The sequence below is a fragment of the Pseudomonas sp. 31 R 17 genome (assembly GCF_900004915.1).
GTDB lineage: Bacteria > Pseudomonadota > Gammaproteobacteria > Pseudomonadales > Pseudomonadaceae > Aquipseudomonas > Aquipseudomonas orientalis_A.
The window spans coordinates 114459-135187 of the sequence record NZ_CVTN01000042.1 but is presented as its reverse complement, the minus strand read 5'-3'; the positions used below and the strand labels follow the sequence as shown (position 1 = coordinate 135187).

General features: G+C 59.3%; 15 protein-coding genes and 1 pseudogene. 14 read left to right on the top strand and 2 right to left on the bottom strand.

The genetic code is table 11. The annotated features are described in order from the left end of the window. Together BFP89_RS04520 and BFP89_RS04515 are read left to right on the top strand one after the other, a co-directional pair. A partial coding sequence (locus BFP89_RS04520) for a non-ribosomal peptide synthetase (RefSeq protein ID WP_065884381.1) occupies positions 1 to 3454 on the top strand: 3454 nt, incomplete at its 5' end. Beyond that, positions 3454 to 5097, top strand: coding sequence for a cyclic peptide export ABC transporter (locus tag BFP89_RS04515; protein WP_065884380.1), 1644 nt, complete (start codon positions 3454 to 3456; stop codon positions 5095 to 5097). The genes BFP89_RS04520 and BFP89_RS04515, both read left to right, overlap by 1 nt. 14 nt (positions 5098 to 5111) lie before the next feature. On the opposite strand, the gene fhuF is transcribed toward BFP89_RS04515, so the two are convergent. Next, positions 5112 to 5837 (bottom strand): siderophore-iron reductase FhuF, encoded by a 726-nt coding sequence (fhuF, locus tag BFP89_RS04510; RefSeq protein ID WP_065884379.1) that lies wholly within the window; start codon positions 5835 to 5837, stop codon positions 5112 to 5114. A gap of 298 nt (positions 5838 to 6135) precedes the next feature. Between fhuF and BFP89_RS04505 the strand changes: the two genes are divergently transcribed. Both BFP89_RS04505 and BFP89_RS04500 read left to right on the top strand, forming a co-directional pair. Beyond that, positions 6136 to 6351 (top strand): MbtH family protein, encoded by a 216-nt coding sequence (locus BFP89_RS04505; RefSeq protein WP_065884378.1) that lies wholly within the window; start codon positions 6136 to 6138, stop codon positions 6349 to 6351. Between the two features lie 14 nt (positions 6352 to 6365). Next, complete coding sequence (locus BFP89_RS04500; RefSeq protein WP_083208020.1) at positions 6366 to 7781, top strand: diaminobutyrate--2-oxoglutarate transaminase; 1416 nt, start codon at positions 6366 to 6368, stop codon at positions 7779 to 7781. A gap of 378 nt (positions 7782 to 8159) precedes the next feature. On the opposite strand, the pseudogene BFP89_RS27045 reads toward BFP89_RS04500, so the two are convergent. Then, positions 8160 to 8312 (bottom strand): annotated as a pseudogene (locus BFP89_RS27045) (IS3 family transposase); the annotation flags it as partial. A 201-nt stretch (positions 8313 to 8513) separates the two neighbouring features. Here BFP89_RS27045 and BFP89_RS28245 point away from each other — a divergent pair. The 10 genes from BFP89_RS28245 to BFP89_RS04450 are packed head-to-tail and all read left to right on the top strand — an operon-like array spanning position 8514 to position 20713. Next, positions 8514 to 8753 (top strand): hypothetical protein, encoded by a 240-nt coding sequence (locus BFP89_RS28245; RefSeq protein ID WP_139114980.1) that lies wholly within the window; start codon positions 8514 to 8516, stop codon positions 8751 to 8753. Positions 8754 to 8755: 2 nt separating this feature from the next. Then, entirely contained in the window at positions 8756 to 9742 is a 987-nt protein-coding gene (locus BFP89_RS04490; protein WP_065884376.1) for an ABC transporter ATP-binding protein, read from the top strand. A gap of 36 nt (positions 9743 to 9778) precedes the next feature. Then, complete coding sequence (locus BFP89_RS04485) at positions 9779 to 10822, top strand: ABC transporter permease (RefSeq protein ID WP_065884375.1); 1044 nt, start codon at positions 9779 to 9781, stop codon at positions 10820 to 10822. Continuing rightward, positions 10822 to 11754, top strand: a complete 933-nt coding sequence (locus BFP89_RS04480; RefSeq protein WP_065884374.1) for a lantibiotic dehydratase C-terminal domain-containing protein — start codon at positions 10822 to 10824, stop codon at positions 11752 to 11754. The genes BFP89_RS04485 and BFP89_RS04480 overlap by 1 nt, the downstream gene beginning before the upstream one ends. Beyond that, a complete protein-coding gene (locus BFP89_RS04475) occupies positions 11741 to 13087 on the top strand; it encodes a YcaO-like family protein (protein WP_176718390.1) in 1347 nt (448 codons plus the stop codon). Before BFP89_RS04480 ends, BFP89_RS04475 begins: the two co-directional genes overlap by 14 nt. A gap of 10 nt (positions 13088 to 13097) precedes the next feature. Beyond that, entirely contained in the window at positions 13098 to 13727 is a 630-nt protein-coding gene (locus BFP89_RS04470) for a hypothetical protein (protein WP_065884372.1), read from the top strand. 11 nt (positions 13728 to 13738) lie between these two features. Further along, positions 13739 to 16129 carry a SagB family peptide dehydrogenase gene (locus BFP89_RS04465; RefSeq protein ID WP_065884371.1) on the top strand — a complete coding sequence of 797 codons (2391 nt, stop codon included), beginning with the start codon at positions 13739 to 13741 and terminating at the stop codon, positions 16127 to 16129. After that, positions 16129 to 17148, top strand: a complete 1020-nt coding sequence (locus BFP89_RS28870; protein ID WP_065884370.1) for a hypothetical protein — start codon at positions 16129 to 16131, stop codon at positions 17146 to 17148. The genes BFP89_RS04465 and BFP89_RS28870 overlap by 1 nt, the downstream gene beginning before the upstream one ends. Then, positions 17145 to 19715: a lantibiotic dehydratase gene (locus BFP89_RS04455; RefSeq protein WP_065884369.1), complete on the top strand. Its 2571-nt coding sequence runs from the start codon at positions 17145 to 17147 to the stop codon at positions 19713 to 19715. Before BFP89_RS28870 ends, BFP89_RS04455 begins: the two co-directional genes overlap by 4 nt. After that, positions 19712 to 20713, top strand: a complete 1002-nt coding sequence (locus BFP89_RS04450; RefSeq protein ID WP_065884368.1) for an efflux RND transporter periplasmic adaptor subunit — start codon at positions 19712 to 19714, stop codon at positions 20711 to 20713. Before BFP89_RS04455 ends, BFP89_RS04450 begins: the two co-directional genes overlap by 4 nt. Positions 20714 to 20729 lie beyond the last annotated feature (16 nt).

Sequence of the window (20729 nt, the reverse complement as noted above, 5' to 3'; positions counted from 1 at the left end):
GCGCGACGAGCAGCTATGGCTGGCGCTGCCGGCCTGCTCCCTGGATCTGCGCAGCCTTGAGCAACTGCGCCGTGAGCTGCTGGGGCAGGGCGCGGCACTGGAGGCCGAGCCGATGCAGTACAGCGACTACGCCGAGTGGATCGCCGGCCTGCAACTGGACGAGGACGCCGAGCAGGGCGTGCAGTTCTGGCGCAACCTGGCCCTGCAGGAGGTGCCGGGGCTGCGCCTGATCGAACGCTATGGCATGGCCAGCGGTGCCCGTGGCTGCGTGCAGCAGGCGCTCGAACCTGCACTGTGCAGTGCCGTGCAGGCAGTGGCCGCGGGCGAGGGGTTGGCCATCGAGCCTCTCGCCCTGGCAGCCTGGGGCGCCTTGCTCGGCCGCCTGAACGGTCAGCGTCATGCGCAGTTGGGCCTGCAGCACGACCCGCGTGACGACTATGAGGAACTGCAGGGCGCCTACGGGCTGTTCGAGCAAACGCTGCCCATGCAGGTGCATGTGTCCGAGCACGCCAGTTGGGTCAGCCTGGCCCGGCAATTGGCCCGGCAACTGGAAAGCGCCGTGCTCTGGCAGGAGTACCTCGGCCAGGCCGAGCTGCTGCCGGAGTGGCGCGCCAGCTACCAGGCCGGGCTGCGCGTGCAGCATCTGGCCGAGGTACAGGCTTTGCAGGCCTTGTCCTTCGACACACCGGTGGAACTGCAACTGCACTGGCTGCTGGATGAATCCGGCCAGGGCCAGCTGGCGCTGGTGTACGACACCGGGTTGTATCGCCGTGAGCAGATGCAGCTCTTGCTGCGCCGTTACGTGCACTGGATCGGCCAACTGCTGCAGGCGCCGCAAGCGCCGCTGGACGGCCTGGATGCCTTGCTGACGGAGGAGGCGCAGCCCACAGTGACGGGCGAGGAACTGCCGGCGGACGTCGATATCGTCGAGCGATTCCGTGCCCATGCGCGCCACCAGCCGCACAGCCCGGCGCTGCGCGATGGCCCGCAGCTGTTGTCCTATGCCGACGTGGATGCGCTGAGCGAACGGGTGGCCGCTAGCTTGCAGCAGGCCGGCGCCGGCCCTGACCAGGTGGTGGCGCTGCTGCTGCCGCGTGGCGCGCAGATGCTGGTCGCCATGCTGGCCTGCTTCAAGGCGGGCGCGGCCTATCTGCCGCTGGACCCGACGCTGCCACCGCTGCGCCTGGCCAGCATTCTCGAGGATGCCAAACCTGCTGTTGTGCTGCACCTGGATGAGTCGAGCCTGGTCTGCGACGTGCCCGGCCTGGCCTGGTCGAAGGCCAGCAGCGCTGCACCACTCGCTGCGCCTGTGGCCAGCGCGCCGCAGCACCTGGCCTATGTGCTCTACACCTCGGGCACCAGCGGCAAGCCCAAGGGCGTGCAGATCGAGCAGGGACAGCTACGCCACTACGCGAGCCGGATCACTCACGCGCTGGATCTGCCGGCAGGTGCTCACTACGGGCTGGTGTCGTCGTTGCTCGCCGACCTGGGCAATACCGTGCTGTACCCGGCCTGGCTGCAGGGCGGCTGCGTGCACCTGCTGAGCCAGGCCAGCGTCACCGATGCGCAGGCCTTCGCCGAGGAACTGCGCGAGTATCCGCTGGATGTGTTGAAGATCGTTCCATCGCACCTTGAGGCATTGATCGGCGAGCATCCGCCGGAGGGTGTGCTGCCGCGTCAGGTGCTGGTGCTTGGCGGCGAAGCGGTGGGCGAGAGCCTGCTGGCGCGGCTGGCACAGGCAGGGTCCGGTTGCCGCCTGTACAACCACTACGGGCCGAGCGAAACCACGGTCGGCGTGCTCTGGCGGGCCATCGACAGCGAGCAGGGGGTAAGCGGCACGGCCTTGAACCAGGTGCTCGGCAACAACCGCATCTATCTGCTCGATGAACAACAGCGCGCCGTGCCTTCCGGGCAGGCGGGCGAGTTGTGCGTGGCCGGTGCCAGTGTCGGCCGCGGCTACCTGGGGGATGTCGGCAGTTCGGCATTCGGCCAAGACCTGCGGTCCGGCGCGCGCCTGTATCGCACCGGTGATCTGGCGTTGCGCCAGGCCGATGGCGCCTTGCGCATTCTCGGGCGCAATGATCAGCAGGTGAAGATTCGCGGTTTTCGTCTGGAGTTGGCGGAGGTCGAACAGGCGTTGCGCGGCCTGCCGGGTGTGCAGCAGGCGGCGGTGCTGCTTGATGGTGAGCGCCTGTTGGCCTTCGTCGTGGAGGAGCCAGGGCAGGGCAGGGCCGCGAACCTGCTGCGCGACGACTTGGCCCAACAACTGCCGGACTACATGCTGCCCGCCGGCATCTTCGCCCTGAAAACCCTGCCGCTGAACAGCAATGGCAAACTCGATCGCCAGGCGCTGCTGGAGCGTGCCCGGCAGCGCCTGCAAGGTGCGCGGGTGGCCCCGGTCGGCGAACTGGAAAGCGCCGTGCTGGAAATCTGGTGCCGCGTGCTGGGTGTCGAGGATCTCGGCGTGACCGACAACTTCTTCGCTACGGGCGGGCATTCCCTGGCGGCGATCAAGGTGGTGGCACTGATTCGCGAGCAACTGGGGCTCAATCCGCCAACTAATCTGCTGTTCGAACGGCAGACCGTGCGCGAACTGGTGCAGAGCCTCGATCAGGGCGCGAGTAGCGAGGGCTGGCAGGTGCTGAACGATGTGGCCGGTGAGGCGCCCGCCTTGCTCCTGGTCCATGGCGCGGAGGGCCACCTGAAAGACTACCGACCGTTGGTGGAGCACCTTGGCGAAACCCAGGCCGTTTATGGCCTGGCGGCATTTGACGAGGGGTGGGAAAGCAAGGATCTGGGCAGCCTGCTGCAGCGCTATGTGCAGAGCATTCCCGAGTCGCTCAAGCAGCGGCCGCTGGTGGTGCTGGGCTGGTGCCTGGCTTCGCGCCTGGCACTGCTGTTGATTGCGCACCTGCAATCAGCCGGCTTCACCATCAAGGCCTTGGCGACGGTGGATCATGATCCGCAGCGCAGCCTTGCAGGCGACGGCGACGAGGGTGGCCAGTTGCTCGCCGACCTGGTGTTCCTGTGTCGCACCCGTTCGCGGCCGCTTGGCGATACGTTGCGCGAGCGTCTGGCCCGGCAACTGGCCAATTGCGATTATGCCGAGGGCGTGACCCGCATGCTGGCCGACGCCGAGGTGCGTGAGCATCTGCAATCACACGGCGCTGATGCCGAGTTGCAGGCCGTGATGGTGCGCTACCGGGCGATCAAGACGCGCCTGTACGAACAGGCCTTACCGGTGGTCGACGTGCCCATCTGGTTGTGGCGCAGCAATGCCCACGGTGATCTGCGTACACCCTGGCAGGCGCACACGCGCAAGGCGCTGCATTATCGGAGCCTTGATGTCGGCCATCATGCGATCGTTGCCGAGCCGCGCCTGAGTACGGATCTGTTGTCCTTGCTGGCGCCAAGCATTGCGCCGCAACACCCCGCCGAGAAGGTGTCGAACTGATGATGTTATTGAAGGAACTGCTGCATGATGCGCGCTGGCGCATTTTCCTGGCGGTGCTGTGCAGTGCCTTGAGTGCGGCCAGCAGCATTGGCCTGATCGGCTATATCAACCGCAGCCTGGAAAAGGGGCTGGATGATCTGAGCCAGGCGCTGGCGCTGTTCGCCGGCCTGCTGTTGCTGCTGTTCGTCAGCGGCACCCTGGCCCAGTGGCTGCTGGTGCAGATTGGCCATCGCCTGGTCTATCAGTTGCGCCTGCGCCTGGTGGGCAAGGTGCTGGGCACCGCCCTGGAGCGCATCGAGCGACTGGGCAGCTCGCGCATCTTCAATGCGCTGACCAAGGACGTGACCACCGTGGCCACGGCCTTCAAACAATTGCCGATCTCGCTGTACAACGGCTTGCTGCTGCTGGTTGGCCTGGCTTACATGGCCTGGCTGAGCCTGCCCTTTTTCGCCCTGACCCTGGTGGTGATCGCCTTCGGCGTGCTGCTCGACGTGCTGCTCGGGCGCAAGGTCAAGCGCCTGATGCAGCAGGTGCGGCAGCAGGACGACCGGTTGACCGAGCAGTTCGAGGCGACTATCAACGGCCGCTGCGAACTGGCCTTGAGCCGGGAACGTCGGCAGATGTTGTACAACCAGCGCCTGGAGCCGATCGCGCAGGCCTCGCTGCAGGCCTCGGTACGCGCCGATACCCTGTGGGCGATCAACCTGAACTGGACGTCGCTGCTGGTGTTCGTGCTGATCGGTACGCTGTTCTTCCTCGGTCAGGGCCTCGGGCTGCTGAGCCAGGAGGTGGTGGTGGGCTACGTGTTGGCGATCATGTTCCTGCGTACGCCGATCTCGATGATCCTCGATGCCGTCCCGGCGGTGATCCGCGGCCATGTGGCCTTGCAGGCCATCGATGACCTGGCCCTGGGCGAGACGGTGCACTTCACCATGCCGCCCAAGGCCGCCGAGCCTTTCCGTGAGTTGCGCCTGAGCAACGTGCAATACCGCTACCCCGGGCAGAGCGACGAATTCGCCTTCCAGCTGGGCCCCATCGATCTGCACGTTCGCCGTGGCGAACTGATCTTTATCGTCGGCGGCAATGGCAGCGGCAAGTCGACCCTGGCCAAATTGCTGACCGGGCTCTACCAGCCCAGCGAGGGTACGGTCGCGCTCAATGGCGTGACACTGGATGTCTCGAACAGCGAGTGGCACCGCGAGCATTTCGCGGCGATCTTCGCCGACTTCTATCTGTTCGCCGATGTGCTCGGTGAGAACGGCCAGCTCGATGGTCTGGAGGAGCGGGTCGATCACTATCTGCAACGCCTGGGGCTGGCGCACAAGGTGCAGTTCGTCGATGGGCGCCTGTCCACCACGGCCCTTTCACAGGGGCAGCGCAAGCGCCTGGCCCTGCTGTTGCTGATGATGGAGGGTCGCGAGGTGCTGCTGCTCGACGAATGGGCGGCGGACCAGGACCCGGTGTTCCGCCATGTGTTCTACCACGAGCTGCTGCCCGAGTTGCAGGCGGCCGGGAAAACGGTCATCGCCATCACCCACGACGACCGCTACTTCGACGTGGCCGATCGCATCTACCGGCTTGATTACGGCCAGTTGGTGGACTATGACCACAGCAGCGAGAACCCTTTCCAATTGGTCAGGTAGCCGCTTGCAGCGGCTTACTCGGGTGTTTTGTCGCGGTCGAGTGGGCAGCTGCTGCAATAGCCGATGCCGGGCAGGCGGTAGCGAATGCAGCAAATACGGCGTAACCGCTGCGGTTCGTCAGCGCCGACGTCCTTGTAGTACACCGGGGCGAACAGCGGGTTGCGCCGGCCGTCGGGGCGCAGGCGGCTTTCCAGCACGGTTCTGGCCGGGGCTGCGCAATCGGACGTTGCCAATCGATGCAGTTCGACTTGGGTAGTGGCGAATTCGAAGAGGTTGCCGGCGTTGCTCCAGAACAGTCGTGGGGAGGCTTTCGAGACGCTGGCCATTACCTCGATCACCGGTTTCAGATGCCGCTCGATCAAGGCGTCGAAGCGCGCGAAGGGCGTGCAGGGTGGCAGAACGCTGCCTTCATGGGGCAGGTGCAGGCCAAGCGGCTTTCCCGCTGCCGAGAGGGTGACGCCGACATCGCTCAGGGCGATAGGCAACTCGCGCTGCAAGAGCAAGCTGGCCGCCACGGCGGGTGCTATGAAGCAGAAATACCATTTCGACCAGATAGAGGTCAGCGCTATGAAATCGTCGCTGCCATGGCGGGCTGCCAGTTCACCAATGAACTCGGCGAAATAGTCCTGCTGAAACAGTTGCGAGCCGGCAATTGCCGGCTGTTGATCACCGGCCAGTTGCAGGTTTTCGCCATAGTCCGCCAGCGGGCCGCTGAACAGCGGGGCGAGGCTGGCGATCATCCTCGCGGCCCAGTGTCACCGTCAGGCGGCATTGCGCAATACGTGTTCAGGGAGGTTGTGGGTCGAGGCATAGTCAGTCGCTTGCTGTTGAGACTCGTTATCACTGGTGGCGATCAGTATAAACAAACCGTGGGCATGCAGGCGAACTCTGTCTGTGGCAGCGGGGGCCTGTGACAGCAGGGTGTGTAAACGCATCGCGCCAATACCTAATGATAATTGTTATTAACTGTATTATCCTACGGCCGCTCGTATGCAAAGCCTACAAGCACTCGCACTTTCAGTGGAAACGGAGTGGAACATGAGTCTGGACAGTCCTGACACGCGATTTTTGGTTGTAGTCAACGACGAGGAGCAGTATTCCCTCTGGCCGGATTACAAGGCAATACCGCAAGGCTGGCGCGCGGCCGGCAAGCAGGGCAGCAAGGAAGAGTGCCTGGCCTATATCGAGTCGGCCTGGACTGACATGCGGCCTTTGAGCTTGCGTCAAGCCATGCAGCCACAGGGTCGCGGCTGAACGAGGATGCACTGATGAATGCAATCACCCCGATCACCAACACCACGCTCGAACTCCAGCACCGGCACAGCGGGCTAAGCCAGCGCTACTGCCTGGACAGCACGCCGGCATTGCAGCGGCAAATGCAGCGCGAGTCGAATGCGCGCAGCTACCCACGGCGCATACCGCTGGAGCTCAAGCGGGCGCAGGGGGTGTATGTTGAGGATTCGCGGGGGCAGGTGTACATCGATTGCCTGGCCGGTGCCGGTACCCTGGCGCTGGGGCACAATCACCCGGTGATCATGGAAGCGATCCAGAAGACCCTGGCCTCGGGCATACCGCTGCATGCCCTCGATCTGACTACGCCGATCAAGGACGCCTTCGTAGAGACAGTCTTCGATCTGCTGCCTGGCGACTTCGCCAGGGATGCGCGCATCCAGTTCTGTGGCCCCACGGGGGCTGACGCAGTGGAGGCGGCGCTCAAGCTGTCGCGCACGGCAACCGGGCGGCAGAGCATCCTGGCGTTCCATGGCGCCTATCACGGCATGACCCTCGGCACGCTGTCTGTGAGTGGCAACCTGGGGCCGAAGAATGCCCTGGGTGGGCTGCTGGCGGGGGTGCAATTCTTGCCGTATCCACATGACTACCGTTGCCCGTTCGGCCTGCGCGGCGAGCAGGCGATCGACGCCAGCCTGCATTACATCCGCCACCTGCTCGCCGACCCGGAAAGCGGCGTGACCCAGCCGGCGGCCATGATCCTGGAAACGGTGCAGGGCGAGGGCGGGGTGATTTGCGCCCCTGATCGCTGGCTGCAGGGGCTGCGGGCGATCACGCGTGAGCACGATATTCCCCTGATCCTCGACGAGATCCAATGCGGTATCGGCCGTACCGGCGATCTGTTTGCCTTTGAGCGCAGCGCCATCACCCCTGATGTGGTGACACTGTCGAAGGCCATCGGCGGTGGTCTGCCGCTGTCGGTGGTGGTCTACCGGGGCGAGCTGGATCAATGGCAGCCCGGGGCCCATGCCGGCACTTTCCGAGGTAATCAACTGGCCATGGCCGCCGGCGATGCCACCTTGCGCTTCATTCAGCGCGAAGGCCTCTGCAGCCATGTGCGCAACGTCGGAGCACGCTTGCAGACGCTGCTGCACGGGCTGCAGGCCGAGTTCGATTGGATCGGCGACGTGCGCGGCCGTGGTCTGATGCTGGGCATGGAAATCATCGATCCTGCCAGCCAGGATGCCCTGGGCCAGCCCGCCACCGATGGTGAGCGGGCGCGCAAGCTACAACGTGCTTGCCTGGAGCGTGGCCTGATCGTCGAGCTGGGCGGCCGGCACGGCGCAACCGTTCGCTTCCTGCCGCCGCTGATCATCAGCGAAGCGGAGGTCGATCTGGTTGGGCAGATTCTCTACCAGGCGGCGCAGAACGTGGAGGTCGCCGCCGCGAGCTGATGCAGGTAGGCCGCATGGTTAACCCATTCGCTTTTAAAGTCCTCCCCTGACGAATCAATGCCCCATGTATAGCTCTTCCCAATAACGTAAATCGGTGTCCGGTTTTCCGGGTGGTTTCTCGACTTCCACACTTCAAAAAAGCGGTCGGAATCCAAGAAATCCTCAACGACATAGAACAATGCAAAGAATTTCCTGTAGTGACTGTGTTCCGCATAACCTTTTTAAATGTCAGCTTAGTATTGTTTGTGGACTGCCGAGAAGGGGAGGTCGATCCGATGACTGATGGAACTCCGCCTAGGCAGAATCACAAATATTAGAACTGTATGTGCAGACTCATTTTTATGCCATAGGCATGGGGGATGCGGAAACATGGACTGGTTATGCCGCTAAGCCCAGATTTTCACGATACTCAATGGGACTGAGCGCGCCGAGCGAAATCTTTATACGTTTTTCCTTGTACCAGCGAATGTATGAATACAAGGCCTGAATGTACTGCTTGATGCTCGTTGACTGCCGGTTGCGAGGATTGAACCGCTACGTTTTCAATCAGCGCCGACACACTGCCTCCTGTCGGCATTGCTTAATGTAAGTTTTTCCGAAGTATGCGGGTCTCTCGATGAGAATCCTTATCATTTGCTCGGTTTGTTGTTAGCGCCTATTGCTTGTAGTGCTAAAAAACCCTAACTTGCCCATCGTGATATCAATATGCGATTGTAAATAAGGATTTTTACCATGAGTTCACTTCAGCAACTGATTGCTCCTTCGCACCGTTTCGACCTCCAATTAAGCCCCGCTAACAGCTATGACGAAATCGAGCTGTTTGTCGAAGAGTTGTCGGATTCGCTGCATTTTGCCAGTGACTGCGCTTCCAGTATTGGTAGCGCCAGCACTACCGGTGGGTGTGCGGGTGGCTGTGTTTCGTCAGCTTCTACTGTAGGTACCTTGTCCTGCATTATCAGTACTGGCAGTTAACTATGCTTCACGAGGCGTTGCTTAAGCCTTTGATACCTTCGCTGAAAACAACTCAATCTGGATACCTGACGGTGTCCGGGCTTAGTCAGTCTTATGCCAAGGTGGAAGTGCTCAAGGATATCAATTTCTCCTTACATCCCGGAGATATTGTTGGTCTGGTCGGTCCCAATGGGGCGGGCAAAACGACCTTGATAGAAACCATACTTGGCTTGTTGCCGTTTGCGTTTGGTCATATCACGTTGTTAGGCGTGGATGTCCGAAAGGGATTGTCTACGCAGGTTAAGCAGCGAATTGGTGTGGCGCCCCAATCGTTTACGCTGCCTGCCAATTTGAATGTCGCTGAGATAGTCGACATGTATCAAGTGGTCTATAAGAATGCTCGATCTGCAAAGCAACTCATACAGCAGGTGGGATTGACAGAGCAAAGTAAGGTTCGTTTTGGTCGGTTATCAGGTGGGCAGAAGCGGCGTTTAGCGTTGGCGCTGTCGCTGATTGGTGAGCCTGATGTCATGTTTCTTGATGAGCCGACCGGCGATATCGATCCTCAAGGTCGCCGCTTTATATGGGATATTATTTTAGAGCAGGAACGCCAAGCCCAGCGTGCCGTGCTTATTGCGACTCACCAGATGGAAGAAGTGGAAGCGCTCTGCAATCGTGTGATTATTCTTGATAAGGGGCTCATCCTTGAAGATGATCGCCCCCAAGCGTTGATCGCCAAGTACTGCCCTGACCACTGCATTAACTTTATTACGCCTGCCGGTCTGACGGATGCATTGTTATGTGCCATTCCGCAGGTTGAAATTCGTACTATCGCTGAAGACCCGTTTCATTGTTCCGTACGCCTGAAAACACGTAATGTCAGTAGCGATTTATTGCACGTTGCGAATCTTGAAAAAAGCCACCCTGGAATAATCATCCAGCTTCAGATTGCGAAGAGCACCCTCGAAGATGTGTTCATTCAACTGACAGGAAAAGCCCTGCGCGACTGAATCCAGCACGAGTATCGAGGTATTAAGGATGATGCCATGAAGTCTGTTTTAACCGTTTACGCCCGATTGTCCCTGTCTGCCTTCAAAGAGTATTCGCGCGACCTGCTGCCCCTGCTTTTTTCTTTTGCCCTGCCTATGTTTTTTATTATTACCCTGGGCAACAGTTCGGGAACACCTGACAGCGCCAGTAGTATCAAAGTGCTCGTCGTTGGCAATGAAGGCGCCGCCAATCGGGCGTTCAGCGCATTGACTGAGCAGCCGTTGTTTTCGGTAAGGCGAGTTGCGAGCGCTGATCCTGACCTTGTCATCCAGCAGCAGCAAGCCACTCTGGTCATCGCTCCAAGCGGTCAACCCAATCCGCCACTGGCGCTCTACAGTACGCGGCAGGGGCAAAGTCTAGCGCCGCTGATTGACAAGCTGCTTGCTGCGCCCGCGGCCGCCACTACCTCTCTGCAACCTCGACTGGTTGCCGAAAACGGATTTGATTATTTCAAGTTCCTGTTCCCCGCCACTGTGGCGTTATCCCTGCTTCAAGTTTCTTTGTTCGGTACAGCGGCACCCATCATTGCGGCACGGGAAAAAGGCATTTATCGGCACTTTGCGGTAGTGCCTATGCCGCGACTGGCGTTATTGATCTCTCAACTCAGCGTGCGCCTGGTCATCGCCATTCTACAAGTTATGTTATTGGTAATCGTCGGGTGTTTGTTTTTTCGAGTGCGCATCGAACAGCCGGTAGCCTTTGGCTTCGTATTGCTGCTGGGTAGCGCAACACTCGTCACTTACGGTTATGCAATTGCCGGCATCTTCAGTTCATTAAACCTTGCGAATGGTTTTTTATTATTATTGAATTTCTATTGCATGAGTTTTGGCCAATTGTTCAACGATATTAGTCAGGGGCAGTGGAGTTGGTTGATTCCGACGACACCGGTGGGGCTACTCTCGGACGCGTTGCGGCAAGTGATGTCCGGGCTGGAAGGCGTCTATTCGCTTTCAACCAGTATTCTCGGATTGATTGCCTACCTGATGGTTTCGGCATTTATTGGCGTTAAGTTTTTCCGTTTCAGTCCCAAGGTGAAGTGATGGAAGCAGTTCAGTTGTCGGGTGCACTCAAGCCATTGGAATGGCACTATTACAAGATTTACGTTGGAGGGAACCATGATGCGCTCGACTTTGTTATAACGGACTGTCTGGCGAGTGCACTGACTCTTGTAGAGAGTGGCAACTGGTTTTATTTACGCTACTTCGATGAAGGCGGCCTGCATTTGCGTTTGCGTGTGCACCTCCACGGCGGTGAGGGCAGTGCACAAGAGCGAGAGTTTTATCATCAGTTGCATGATGGACTTTCGTTGCTTTCCCAGCGCGTCCCCTCGACGTATGTGCCACTGGTGTCTTTCGATGGTTATTCCGTTTTATCGTCCGGAGAAGATTCTTCGATCTATTGCTGCCGCGATCGATATATTGCGGAGTTGGATGTTTTTGGCGGCGAGCACGGCATGCCTATTGCCGAAGAAGTTTTCTGCCTGTCCAGCGATATTGCCCGTGAAGTATTGCTGCGCGAGTCTCAGGCTGAACTGAGCCGCAAAGACGCTGTCCTGCCTTTTTTTGTAGAGACACTGCAGATATTTTTGTCTGAGGATGCCTGTGCCGAGTTTTTAGAGCGTTATTCAACCTTCTGGCTTTCCGGCAATCCGGACATCGGTAACTACAAGTCGGCTTTTATCGATAAGGCAAATGCAATGTTGGATGCAAACGAGGCAATTGTCCCGCCAACGCAATCCCAACATCCTTCTATGGCAACACTGATTACGCGTTGGCATAAAGCTATGCGCAATGCGAGGGAGCGCTACAAAAAAGAGTGTCCGCTCTATACCCCGATGCTCGCCGATACGCTGGCCTTTTATTTCGCTCATTTGATGAATAACCGTTTGGGGTTCACCACGTTGGATGAATCTTATCTGGCGATTTTGCTGGCCAAGACTTACGAGCGTGGATTGCACCATGCATCCGCATAATTTTGCGGTTAGCGAAGACCTGGTGGACAAGTACCCTTTTCTGTCGCTATTGGCTCCAGCGGGAGGAGTGGTCAGGTCGGTGCAGACACATTCTTCCCAAGAAATGCACGTACCTCGTTTTCATTCGTTTATTGCGCATTTGGGTAATCTGAATCTGGCTTTTCCCCATGTTTCGGACTACCACGGCAATCGCTCTGGCCGAGTAGAAATGGCCGGGTGCGGGGCCGACGAACGCCCGGAGCTTGCAATGGTTCGTGCTGTCGCCGAAGCAGCAGAACGTTATTCGATGAGCGTCTTCAACAAAGACGACATTGTTACGGCAAGCTTTGCAGAGGTGGGGTCACAAGGCTTGAGTTACGAGAGTATTGCGTGTGGCTCTGCTGCCGAGTACGCGGACCCGCTCAGCCCTTTGAAGCGAATTGACCCGCACGCTCCTGTGCGTTGGGTCTACGGTTATTCGCCGTTGGAAAACCGGCGCAAGCTGGTGCCGCTGATCATGACGCACTTGTTTATACGCCCTTGGCCAAGTGAGCACTTTTGGTTACCCATCTCAACCGGTGTCGCTGCGCACACTGACTTTGCCCAAGCGGCGGTGGCGGCTATCTGCGAAGTCATCGAGCGTGACGCCATCGCCCTGACGTGGTTGCTTCGGCCTACGTTGCCCCGTATCTGGCTGGATGAACCGGCTCCGGCAGAGCATGCGGAAAAGTTTTATCGACTGCGCGAAAGCGGTCTTGAGCAGATGTTCTTCGATGCCACTTCAGAGCTGGGTATTCCTACGGTGTATGGCTTGCAGCTTAAGGAAGGCGATCCGCAAGCGGCGCAATTTATCAATTGCACCACCGGCTTTAATCGGTGGGATGGTTGCGCAAAGTTGATCCGCGAAAGTGCCATGGGGCGCTCGATATTAGCACTGTCGTTACCCATACCCGATGACGTGCGTGACTTTGTTGAACTGGAACATGGCGCGATTTACATGGGACGCGCGGAACAGCGCCCGGCCTTTGATTTTCTGACGGGCTCTAACGTAGTGATGCCGATCTCCCGGATGAGTCAGCCGAACGTTGTCACGCCGCGCGAACAATTGCGCTACCTGTTGGAGCGCTTGGATGCAGCGGGCATGGAAGTGGTGTTGGTTGACCTGACTACCGATGAATTGCGCGACGCAGGGCTAAGGGTAATTCGCGCGGTAATCCCTGCGCTGATGCCAATGTCCGCTACTTACCGGGCAAGGTATCTGGGTCACCCTCGGATTTTGCAGGCCCAGGCCAGGCAAGCCGAACAATCGGGACGCGCAGTCGAGATCAACCCCTACCCACAACCGTTTGCCTGAGGAACCTGCCATGTTAGTCATCCATCAAGGCGGGTTTGGTCTTGCCGTTGCCCAGGCAATGTTAGAGCGTTGCGTCAACGGTCGTTCGCTGAGTATCGACGATGCGCTTTCCCACCGCTGGGAAGATGAGACGAAAGACACATTCGTCGCCTTGGCATTGGGCAGTCTGCATCCCAGTCGAACACGCCGCCTCGCACAGGTGCTTTGGGAGCGGAAACTGACGCATTCGGTCGTGATGCTATCGGATCAAAATCTACTGATCGGACCACTGGTGGCGCCTCCTGATGGGCCATGCTTGCGCTGCGCAATGGCCCGCAGTCTGAGTATGTTCGATACCCCACAGAACGCCAGGCTCGAGAGCAATCGCCAGCTTTACATGGAACACACAGCCACCGCGCAAATACCCGGTTATTTACCCAGCCAGGTGCAAATGGCTGCCGTGAAACTGCTGCAACATGCAGGCGCGGCCCCCGAGCATAGAGGGCGACTGACGGTTATCAGCCTTAATGGCAGCTGGTCGGTGCACACCCGCATAACGGCGTTGCATGGCTGTACTTGTCGTGGCAACACGCTGGTCAGTGTGGCAGAGCGCTGGACTGCGCAATTGGAACGTGACATCGAGGTCGCGCGGCAGATATGAGCGAATGGAGTATGAGCGCGAACCTTTCAGGGCAGCAGTTCGGTGGGCAAGATGAATTATTGGAGCGACTGCCTGCACGACCAAAGCTATTGCGTGAGTTAGTCGTGGTGCCGGCTGGGCCCGATGCGGTGACTTTTTATGGCACTCAGAAACCACAAACCCTGCGTTGCCCACAGGGGCTGAAGAAACTCAGTGAGTTGCTTGCTCTGCTGGACGGCCGCCACAGTCTCGAAGAAATTTCACAAGACCTGGCGTCGCACTTCAGTGGCGGTGTCACAGGGCTGGTATCCCTGTTGTTTCGCTATGGTCTGCTAGAGGACGGCGACGCGCAAAGCGGCAACGATGAGCCTGTGGGCTGCTATGCCGCGCGCTTCTGCGGTTCCTCCGGATATCATGCAAACCGTGACGCAGCCATCGCCCAAGCCGATGCCGTCCGATTACTGGTGGCGTGTCCTCAGCCTGTACGCGCCGCGTTATGCGCCAGCCTTGGAGACGGCACGCTGGGAACGCTTCGCGTAGTACACAGCGCTGCTGAGGTGGCAGGTTCTGAGCATACTCATGCCCTGCTCGTACTCTCGGGTGGCGTTGAGGATGAAGAACTGCTCAAGGTCGCCGATGCGTTGCATGCCTCGAAAAGACCTTATTTCATCGGTACGCTTGGCAGCGATTGCATGCATCTGGGGCCCCTGGTGTTGCCTGGGCTGTCCGCAAGTCATCGCTGCGCCAGGTTGCAACTGAGCGCACCGGCGCCCTTGGCCGACCCGCTGGAAGCGGAGTTCCAGTGTGCTTACATTGCTCATGAGTGGCTGCAGATTGCATTGGGGTTGTTGACCGAAACCTATCTGAACAAAGTTCGCGTGCATCCTGTTGATAGTCGCGGTGCCTATCCCGTCAACAAACCCATCGCGCGAATCCCCGGCAGCCTTTTTGGGGGGCTTGCGACAGCCGCCTGCCTGGCTCCCGATGATCCGGCGTTTGCCGCTTGGGTGCATCACGTCAGTGTGCGCATGCCTCCCAAGGAGTGGCTGGCTCCGCGCCTGTTCGAAGGCCATTTCAAGATGGCCAATCTAAAGCTTTATGGTGCTCCCGTCACTCGCAGCTATGCGCTGGGAACCCTGACGTTGCCGGCGGCGGCCGAACTTCCTTCACACGCTGGAGGAGTGAGTGTGCAAGCAGCGTGCGACGAACCGTCATTGGCGCAGCTGGCGGCGATTCTGCGGTATGCAGTCGGCGAGCAAACGTTGGAAGACGGCAGCCGGCGGCGCATCGCGCCCTCGGGAGGAAGCCTGCGCTCATGCAGTTTTTATGTGTTGGTCAATCATTTGGCGCAGCTGGCATCCGGTCTTTATCTTTACGACGGTGAGACTGACTCTTTGATCCCTGTGAAGGTCGCCAGTCTTGTTGCCTTGCGCCAGTTGCTATACGGGACAGAGCACGCACCGTGCCCTGTTTCGCTAGTCGCCTCGAGCCACTTGGGCCGCGTACGCAACAAGTACCAGGATTTCGGCTTTAACCTTGTGCATTGGGATGCCGGTATTGCCTGCCAATACGCCACTCTGGTGGCTTCTGTCTTCGGGTTGAGGGTCGTGCAGCCCGCCTTGCTGCAAGCCGAGCGCTGTGCTGAGCTGCTGAATCTCAACACGCAGGAAAATGCCCAGATCGCCAGCAGCGTTCTGCATCTTGGCGGGCCGATGTCGGCCCCTGCCAATCAGCGCTTGAGTTCGAGCAGCAGTACCGCGCAGGAGCTGTTGATCGGCGCCGGCCATACTCGTGCGTGTCACGTTGGACAATCCCTCCCAGGCTGGGTGTCTCCAAGCCCAGAGGGTCGCGACAACACGTTGGATGTTGCCTCTTTGCTGCTGGGCCGTCGTGCAACCTATCGTTACGCCGAACAGCCGATCAGTACCTCGTGCCTGGTCAGGCTGGTTGTCAGTGCTCATCGGGCCTTGGTTGCTCACCAAGAACGGGGAGGCCCGAGACTGGACGTCTGGCCCTGGCTGCTGCTGATGCGCCCTGATGGGTCCATGACGCCGGGCATCTACGATTGCCGCAAACCTGCTCCTGAGCAATGGGTGCAGCGCGCAAGCCCGCTGACCCCGGCGATGTTCGCTGAATGCTTCAATCAGCAGGGCTTTCAAAAAGCGGGCGTAGCGTTGGTTTTCATGGCGGATCTGGAGCAAAGCTTCAGTCAGATGGGGCGGCCGGTTTACCCACTGCTGTTGCAGCAAGCGGGCGGCGCTGCGGTCGCCACTTGGCTGGAGGCCCTCGCCATCGGGTTGGTGGGTTGCACGGTGGGTGGAATTATTGAGGCTGGCTTCATGCGTCTGGCGGGTACCGACGGCTACTGCGAAACACCGTTGTTCTCATTGGTATTGGGCCATCCGATCGAGGACGGCGCGTGATGACGTACCCAAGCGAAGCATCCCCCGCCTGCTCATTTAATTCGCGGGTTATCGATGTACAGCCGGATATCGACACGCTGATCCTTGTCGGTGACATGCATAGCCGACCATTAAAGCTGGCAGGTCTTTCCTGCACGCTGGCGTTGGCGATCAAGCGCGGCGCGAGTGAAAGCGAGTTGATCGCCATTTTGGGCCTGGCCTATCCCAACCATCCTGCGGCGCATCATCAGCGAGCCTTGCAGACGTTTATCGGTAAATTGCGCACCGCCGGGTTGCTTGACGAGGATCAGGTGCGCTCCATGGGCCGTTGGTCGATGCCTAATCCGGACCCGTTGGCCGAAGTTCTGGCAGGGCGCTTGCTCACCCTTCCTGCGCGCTTGCGTCGTTGGTTGTTGCGCGGCGCGGTGATCGGGAGTGCGGTAATCATTCTGTTGGCCCTGCAACACCAACCCCACTGGCGCGAATGGGCTCTTTCAACGCCCGTCCATTGGGCAGCCCTTGGCGTGGGAGTGCTGGCGTGGCTGATCCTGCATGAATTGGCGCATGCCGTGGCTTGCCGCATGCATGGTTGCCCCGTGTCGGGCGCCGGGCTGATGCTCAGAGGTTTCCTGCTGCCGTCGCCCTTTATCAATACGTCGGCGATTCATCTGTTCCCTGGTGACGCGATACGTCTGCACGTCGCCATTGCGGGCCCCGTCCTGGATCTGCTGCTGGCCGGCGTGCTTGCCGCCGGGTTGATGCTCATGCCACCAGGCAGTGCTACTGCGGTTGTACAGGCGCTGTTGCAACTGGTGTTGCTCGGCCTGTACTTCAATCTCACCCCATTTCGAATCTCTGATGGGCGCACGGCCTTTGACGTGTATTTCGGCGACATCCGACAGACTTATCAGCCGCGATGGGGGAGGGCGTCTATGTCGGTCATGAATGTTCGTCGCAACGCCTTTGCAGCCTATGCGGCGCTCTACATCATCGTCACCGCTTTCGTCATCATCCAAGTCGCCGGCTGGGCCATTCAATGAGCACTTACGAGACGTGTGCGCTGCCTTCCAAGGGCGTCCAAGATGCAGCCACCGAGCTGCGGATCATGCCGTTCGTACTGGTACGCATCGCAGGTTTGCCTGCCACTCACGGCGTTGAGTTGCCTGGGCGGGAAGTCAGTGAGATTGCCGCGCGGCTGCGCTCTGTCGTGGAGCAATTGCACGTGCTGGCCCTTAACCTGGTCAGTGCATTATTCGATGCTGTCGCGCAGCCCTCGGCAACGGCCTATCGCGCAGGGTTATTGCGGGCAAAACGGCAGGTCTTCAACGGCGTTGAACTGCTGGCGAGCGCCGAGCTATTGGCATGGCTCGAACAGCAATTGCCCGATGTTCTCGCACTCTGCCAAGCGTATCAGCAGGTATTCAGGACGCGTGCCGAACTGCAGGCGCGTCTGGAGTCCAGCTGCGCTGCGCAACAGGAAACCACTCGAGCAATCTTGCAGGACGCACTGGCGCAGCCGGCTTTCAATCGTGCATTAGGACTGGCCGCGCCGCGGCTGCTGGCCCAATTACAGCTGCCCCTGCAGGCGCATCCGCGCAAACGACGCAAGCAATTGGAGCGCACCCTGATGGCGTTCATGCTGCGTGCGGGAATGAAGGTCAGTCCCTTCAGTAGTTTTGCCTCCACCTGCCAAGCAAACCTGGACCCGACCTGCGAACTGGGCCACCTCCACGCTCATGGCCAAAGGTTGCAGGCAACGTCGCGCTTAAGCCGAAGCGTGGTCGTCGCATTGCGCGAGCAGTTGGCCGAGAGTTCGCTGGCTGACAGCAACAAAGTTGAATTTTGTCTGAATCCAAGCCTGCGTTTTTTGCAGGACGAAAACGCTTTTTTGCGATCGCTTCGTGCCCATGGGCGCGATTATCAAGTGCGGCGCGGCACGCTGTGGAGTGAGGAAAGTTTGCTCAATGCCAGGCTGGCTCCTTCGCTGTGCGCGCTGTTGCAAGGATTGCCCGCGTGTTTTGGTCGGGAAGATTTTTTGCGGCGTCTGCGCCAGATTGAGCGGGAACCGCAGAAAGCTGAACGCCTGCTTAAACAGCTGTTACGCAAAGACATCCTGCGCCTGCTCCCGCAATGGCAGGCACAGGATGATGCACCCGCTTTATTGTTGGCCGATGCCATGCAAGAGCACCCGCAGATGACCGAGCTGGCAGGCCAGCTGCGCCAACTCGATAACCGTGCCCGCACCTTTGCCGACACGCCCACATCCTTGCGTCCTGCATTGCTCAATGAGATTGAGGAGGGCATCGCCGAGCTGCATACCCGACTTGGCAATCACCACCCTCCACGGCTGGCCAGCAGTGTCTATGAAGATGTGCGCAATAGTGGCCTGACCCTGAGTTTCGGGACGCGGTTTGCCGAGCAGACGTTGCGTCGTATTGCTGATGTGGTGGGTCGGTACGCGACTATTTCGGCCGAATATCTATGGCTGCGTGAATGCTTCATTGAGCGATTCGCAGAAGGAGGCTGCTGCACGGACGTCGAGGGTTTCTTGCGTGACGTGTGGCCGGCCTACTTGGCGTTGGGACAAAACATTCTCAATGGCAACGTTCCACGCCCGGCTCTTGGCCGCGTCGCGCCAGCAGCATTGCGCCTGCCCTTGACGGTGTATTTCCAGCTGGTAACGCCTGACCTGGACGAGGCCCTTAACGGCAAACCGCTGGTGGTGATAAATGGCGCGTACCACCGAGCCGCCTGGCAACTTGCGCGTGGGGCCATTAACAATGGCACGCAGCAGAATCCCTACGAAACTCAATTGCGCGATTGGATTGTGGACGTTCATCGCCCGATTGCTCCAGCGACCGTCACGGTCAGTGGTGAGTCAAGCAATCTGCAAGCACAGCCGCGGTTGTGCGAGCGGCAGTTATGCCTGGATGAGCAACCTATGCAGGACAGTGACTTGCTGTTGCGGGATATGCAATTGATCCACAACGCCGACACCGGCCTGCTTGAGCTGATCGGCCCGGATCATCAGCCGCTGGCGTTGCAGTACTTGGGCGGCGCTTCGCCGCTGCCGGCCTGGGGGACCAAGTATCTGCTCACGATGCTGGTCGAGCCCGTCCAGATCGGGCGCCCAGGCGCTGAAATGGTGAGCGCAGGCCACCTCGACGCTGACTTTCGCCACCAGCCACGTCTGGAAGACGACGGCTGTGTGCTGTTGCGGGAAACCTGGTGGTTGCGCTCGCGCATGCTGCTTGAGTGCCTGGAGGGCCTCAGCAGCTCGGCACAGGTCGCTGCGCTGTTACGGCTGTGTGCCGAACATGGCATCCCTGAAGACGTGTTTGTGAACGGTCAATTCGACGATTTTTTTGGTTGGAAATCTTTCGCCGCCGCCAAAACCCGCAAGCCGTTCTGGTGCCGCCTGAGCAATATCGCGTGCATGGACTACTTGCTCGGTTTGGCGCGGGACACTGATTGGCTGGTACTTCGCGAGGCGCTTCCGGCGCCACAAGACAGCTGGCTGAAGATTGACGATAAACCCTGCGTTACGGAGATGCATACGGAAATGGTGCTGGTGGGTGGGCATATGGCCAATGGATGGATCAAATGAGCAGCAGCCGCGATCCTTTGGAATTATTGAACCGTCCTGTCGGCGCCTTTACGGATGCGTCGGTGCCGGCGGTTCGGCATCGGCCTCGCTGGTTGTGGCTATTGCTGCCGGGCGCAGCGGCGGTCGCCTTCTGGGTATTTTCTGCGCAGCCTCAACCTGTGCCTTTGGCCGATAAACGCGAGGTCGGTACACCGGACTCAGTGGAAACGGCCCCTGTACCCGGTGCGGCCAGGCAAATCACCGCTGCAGGTTTTATCAAGGCCGATCAGTTGGCGACGGTTTCCGCCGAGGTGACCGGAACCTTGAAGAAAACCTATGTACAACGCGGTGACCGGGTAAAAAAAGGCGATGCCATTGCCGCTTTGGATACGGCGTCCTTGAGCAGCCAACTGAAGTTTGCGCAAGTTCAACTGAAAGTCGCGCAGAACAACGAGCATCAAGCGCGTGAGCGCTTGCCTCTGGCAGAGGCGCGTTTCCGGCGCATTGAGTTGTTGAAGGACGAACAAGTGGTTCCACCCCAGGACTATGAGGATGCCAAGTCCGAAGTCACCGAGCGCCGTGCGGAGGTGCGGCGCTATGGGCTCCAGGCTGAGTCTGCGGCGATTGATATCCAGGGTCGCCAGATCGATTTGGAGCGCGCGACCATCCGTGCCCCATTCGATGGAATCATTGTTTCCCTAGATGCTGCGGTGGGTGAGGTGGTTTCACCGGTTTCCGCTGCCGGCGGCTTCGCCAGAACGGGCATTGCGACATTAGTCGACACTCGACACTTTTATGCCGAGGTCTGGGTGCCTGAAAAGTCCCTGGGGAAACTCGAAAGCCGGCAACGTGTTTCAGTCAAACCCGATGCGTTGCCTGAGCTCGCGGTGGGCGGCAGTGTTGCCTATATATCGCCACTGGTTGACGAGCAACGGGCTGCCGTACTGGTGCGAATTGCCCTGGAGCAAGCCCCGCAAGCCTACAAACACAACATGTCAGTACACGTTGATTTCTTATAAGGAATGCTTTTTTGCA

Excerpts from the sequence above, each read along its gene's own strand:
- BFP89_RS04515 (WP_065884380.1), top strand. The coding sequence starts at position 3,454 with ATGATGTTATTGAAGGAACTGCTGCATGATGCGCGCTGGCGCATTTTC.
- fhuF (WP_065884379.1), bottom strand. The coding sequence starts at position 5,837 with ATGATCGCCAGCCTCGCCCCGCTGTTCAGCGGCCCGCTGGCGGACTAT.
- BFP89_RS04505 (WP_065884378.1), top strand. The coding sequence starts at position 6,136 with ATGAGTCTGGACAGTCCTGACACGCGATTTTTGGTTGTAGTCAACGAC.
- BFP89_RS04500 (WP_083208020.1), top strand. The coding sequence starts at position 6,366 with ATGAATGCAATCACCCCGATCACCAACACCACGCTCGAACTCCAGCAC.
- BFP89_RS28245 (WP_139114980.1), top strand. The coding sequence starts at position 8,514 with ATGAGTTCACTTCAGCAACTGATTGCTCCTTCGCACCGTTTCGACCTC.
- BFP89_RS04490 (WP_065884376.1), top strand. The coding sequence starts at position 8,756 with ATGCTTCACGAGGCGTTGCTTAAGCCTTTGATACCTTCGCTGAAAACA.
- BFP89_RS04485 (WP_065884375.1), top strand. The coding sequence starts at position 9,779 with ATGAAGTCTGTTTTAACCGTTTACGCCCGATTGTCCCTGTCTGCCTTC.
- BFP89_RS04480 (WP_065884374.1), top strand. The coding sequence starts at position 10,822 with ATGGAAGCAGTTCAGTTGTCGGGTGCACTCAAGCCATTGGAATGGCAC.
- BFP89_RS04475 (WP_176718390.1), top strand. The coding sequence starts at position 11,741 with ATGCATCCGCATAATTTTGCGGTTAGCGAAGACCTGGTGGACAAGTAC.
- BFP89_RS04470 (WP_065884372.1), top strand. The coding sequence starts at position 13,098 with ATGTTAGTCATCCATCAAGGCGGGTTTGGTCTTGCCGTTGCCCAGGCA.
- BFP89_RS04465 (WP_065884371.1), top strand. The coding sequence starts at position 13,739 with ATGAGCGCGAACCTTTCAGGGCAGCAGTTCGGTGGGCAAGATGAATTA.
- BFP89_RS28870 (WP_065884370.1), top strand. The coding sequence starts at position 16,129 with ATGACGTACCCAAGCGAAGCATCCCCCGCCTGCTCATTTAATTCGCGG.
- BFP89_RS04455 (WP_065884369.1), top strand. The coding sequence starts at position 17,145 with ATGAGCACTTACGAGACGTGTGCGCTGCCTTCCAAGGGCGTCCAAGAT.
- BFP89_RS04450 (WP_065884368.1), top strand. The coding sequence starts at position 19,712 with ATGAGCAGCAGCCGCGATCCTTTGGAATTATTGAACCGTCCTGTCGGC.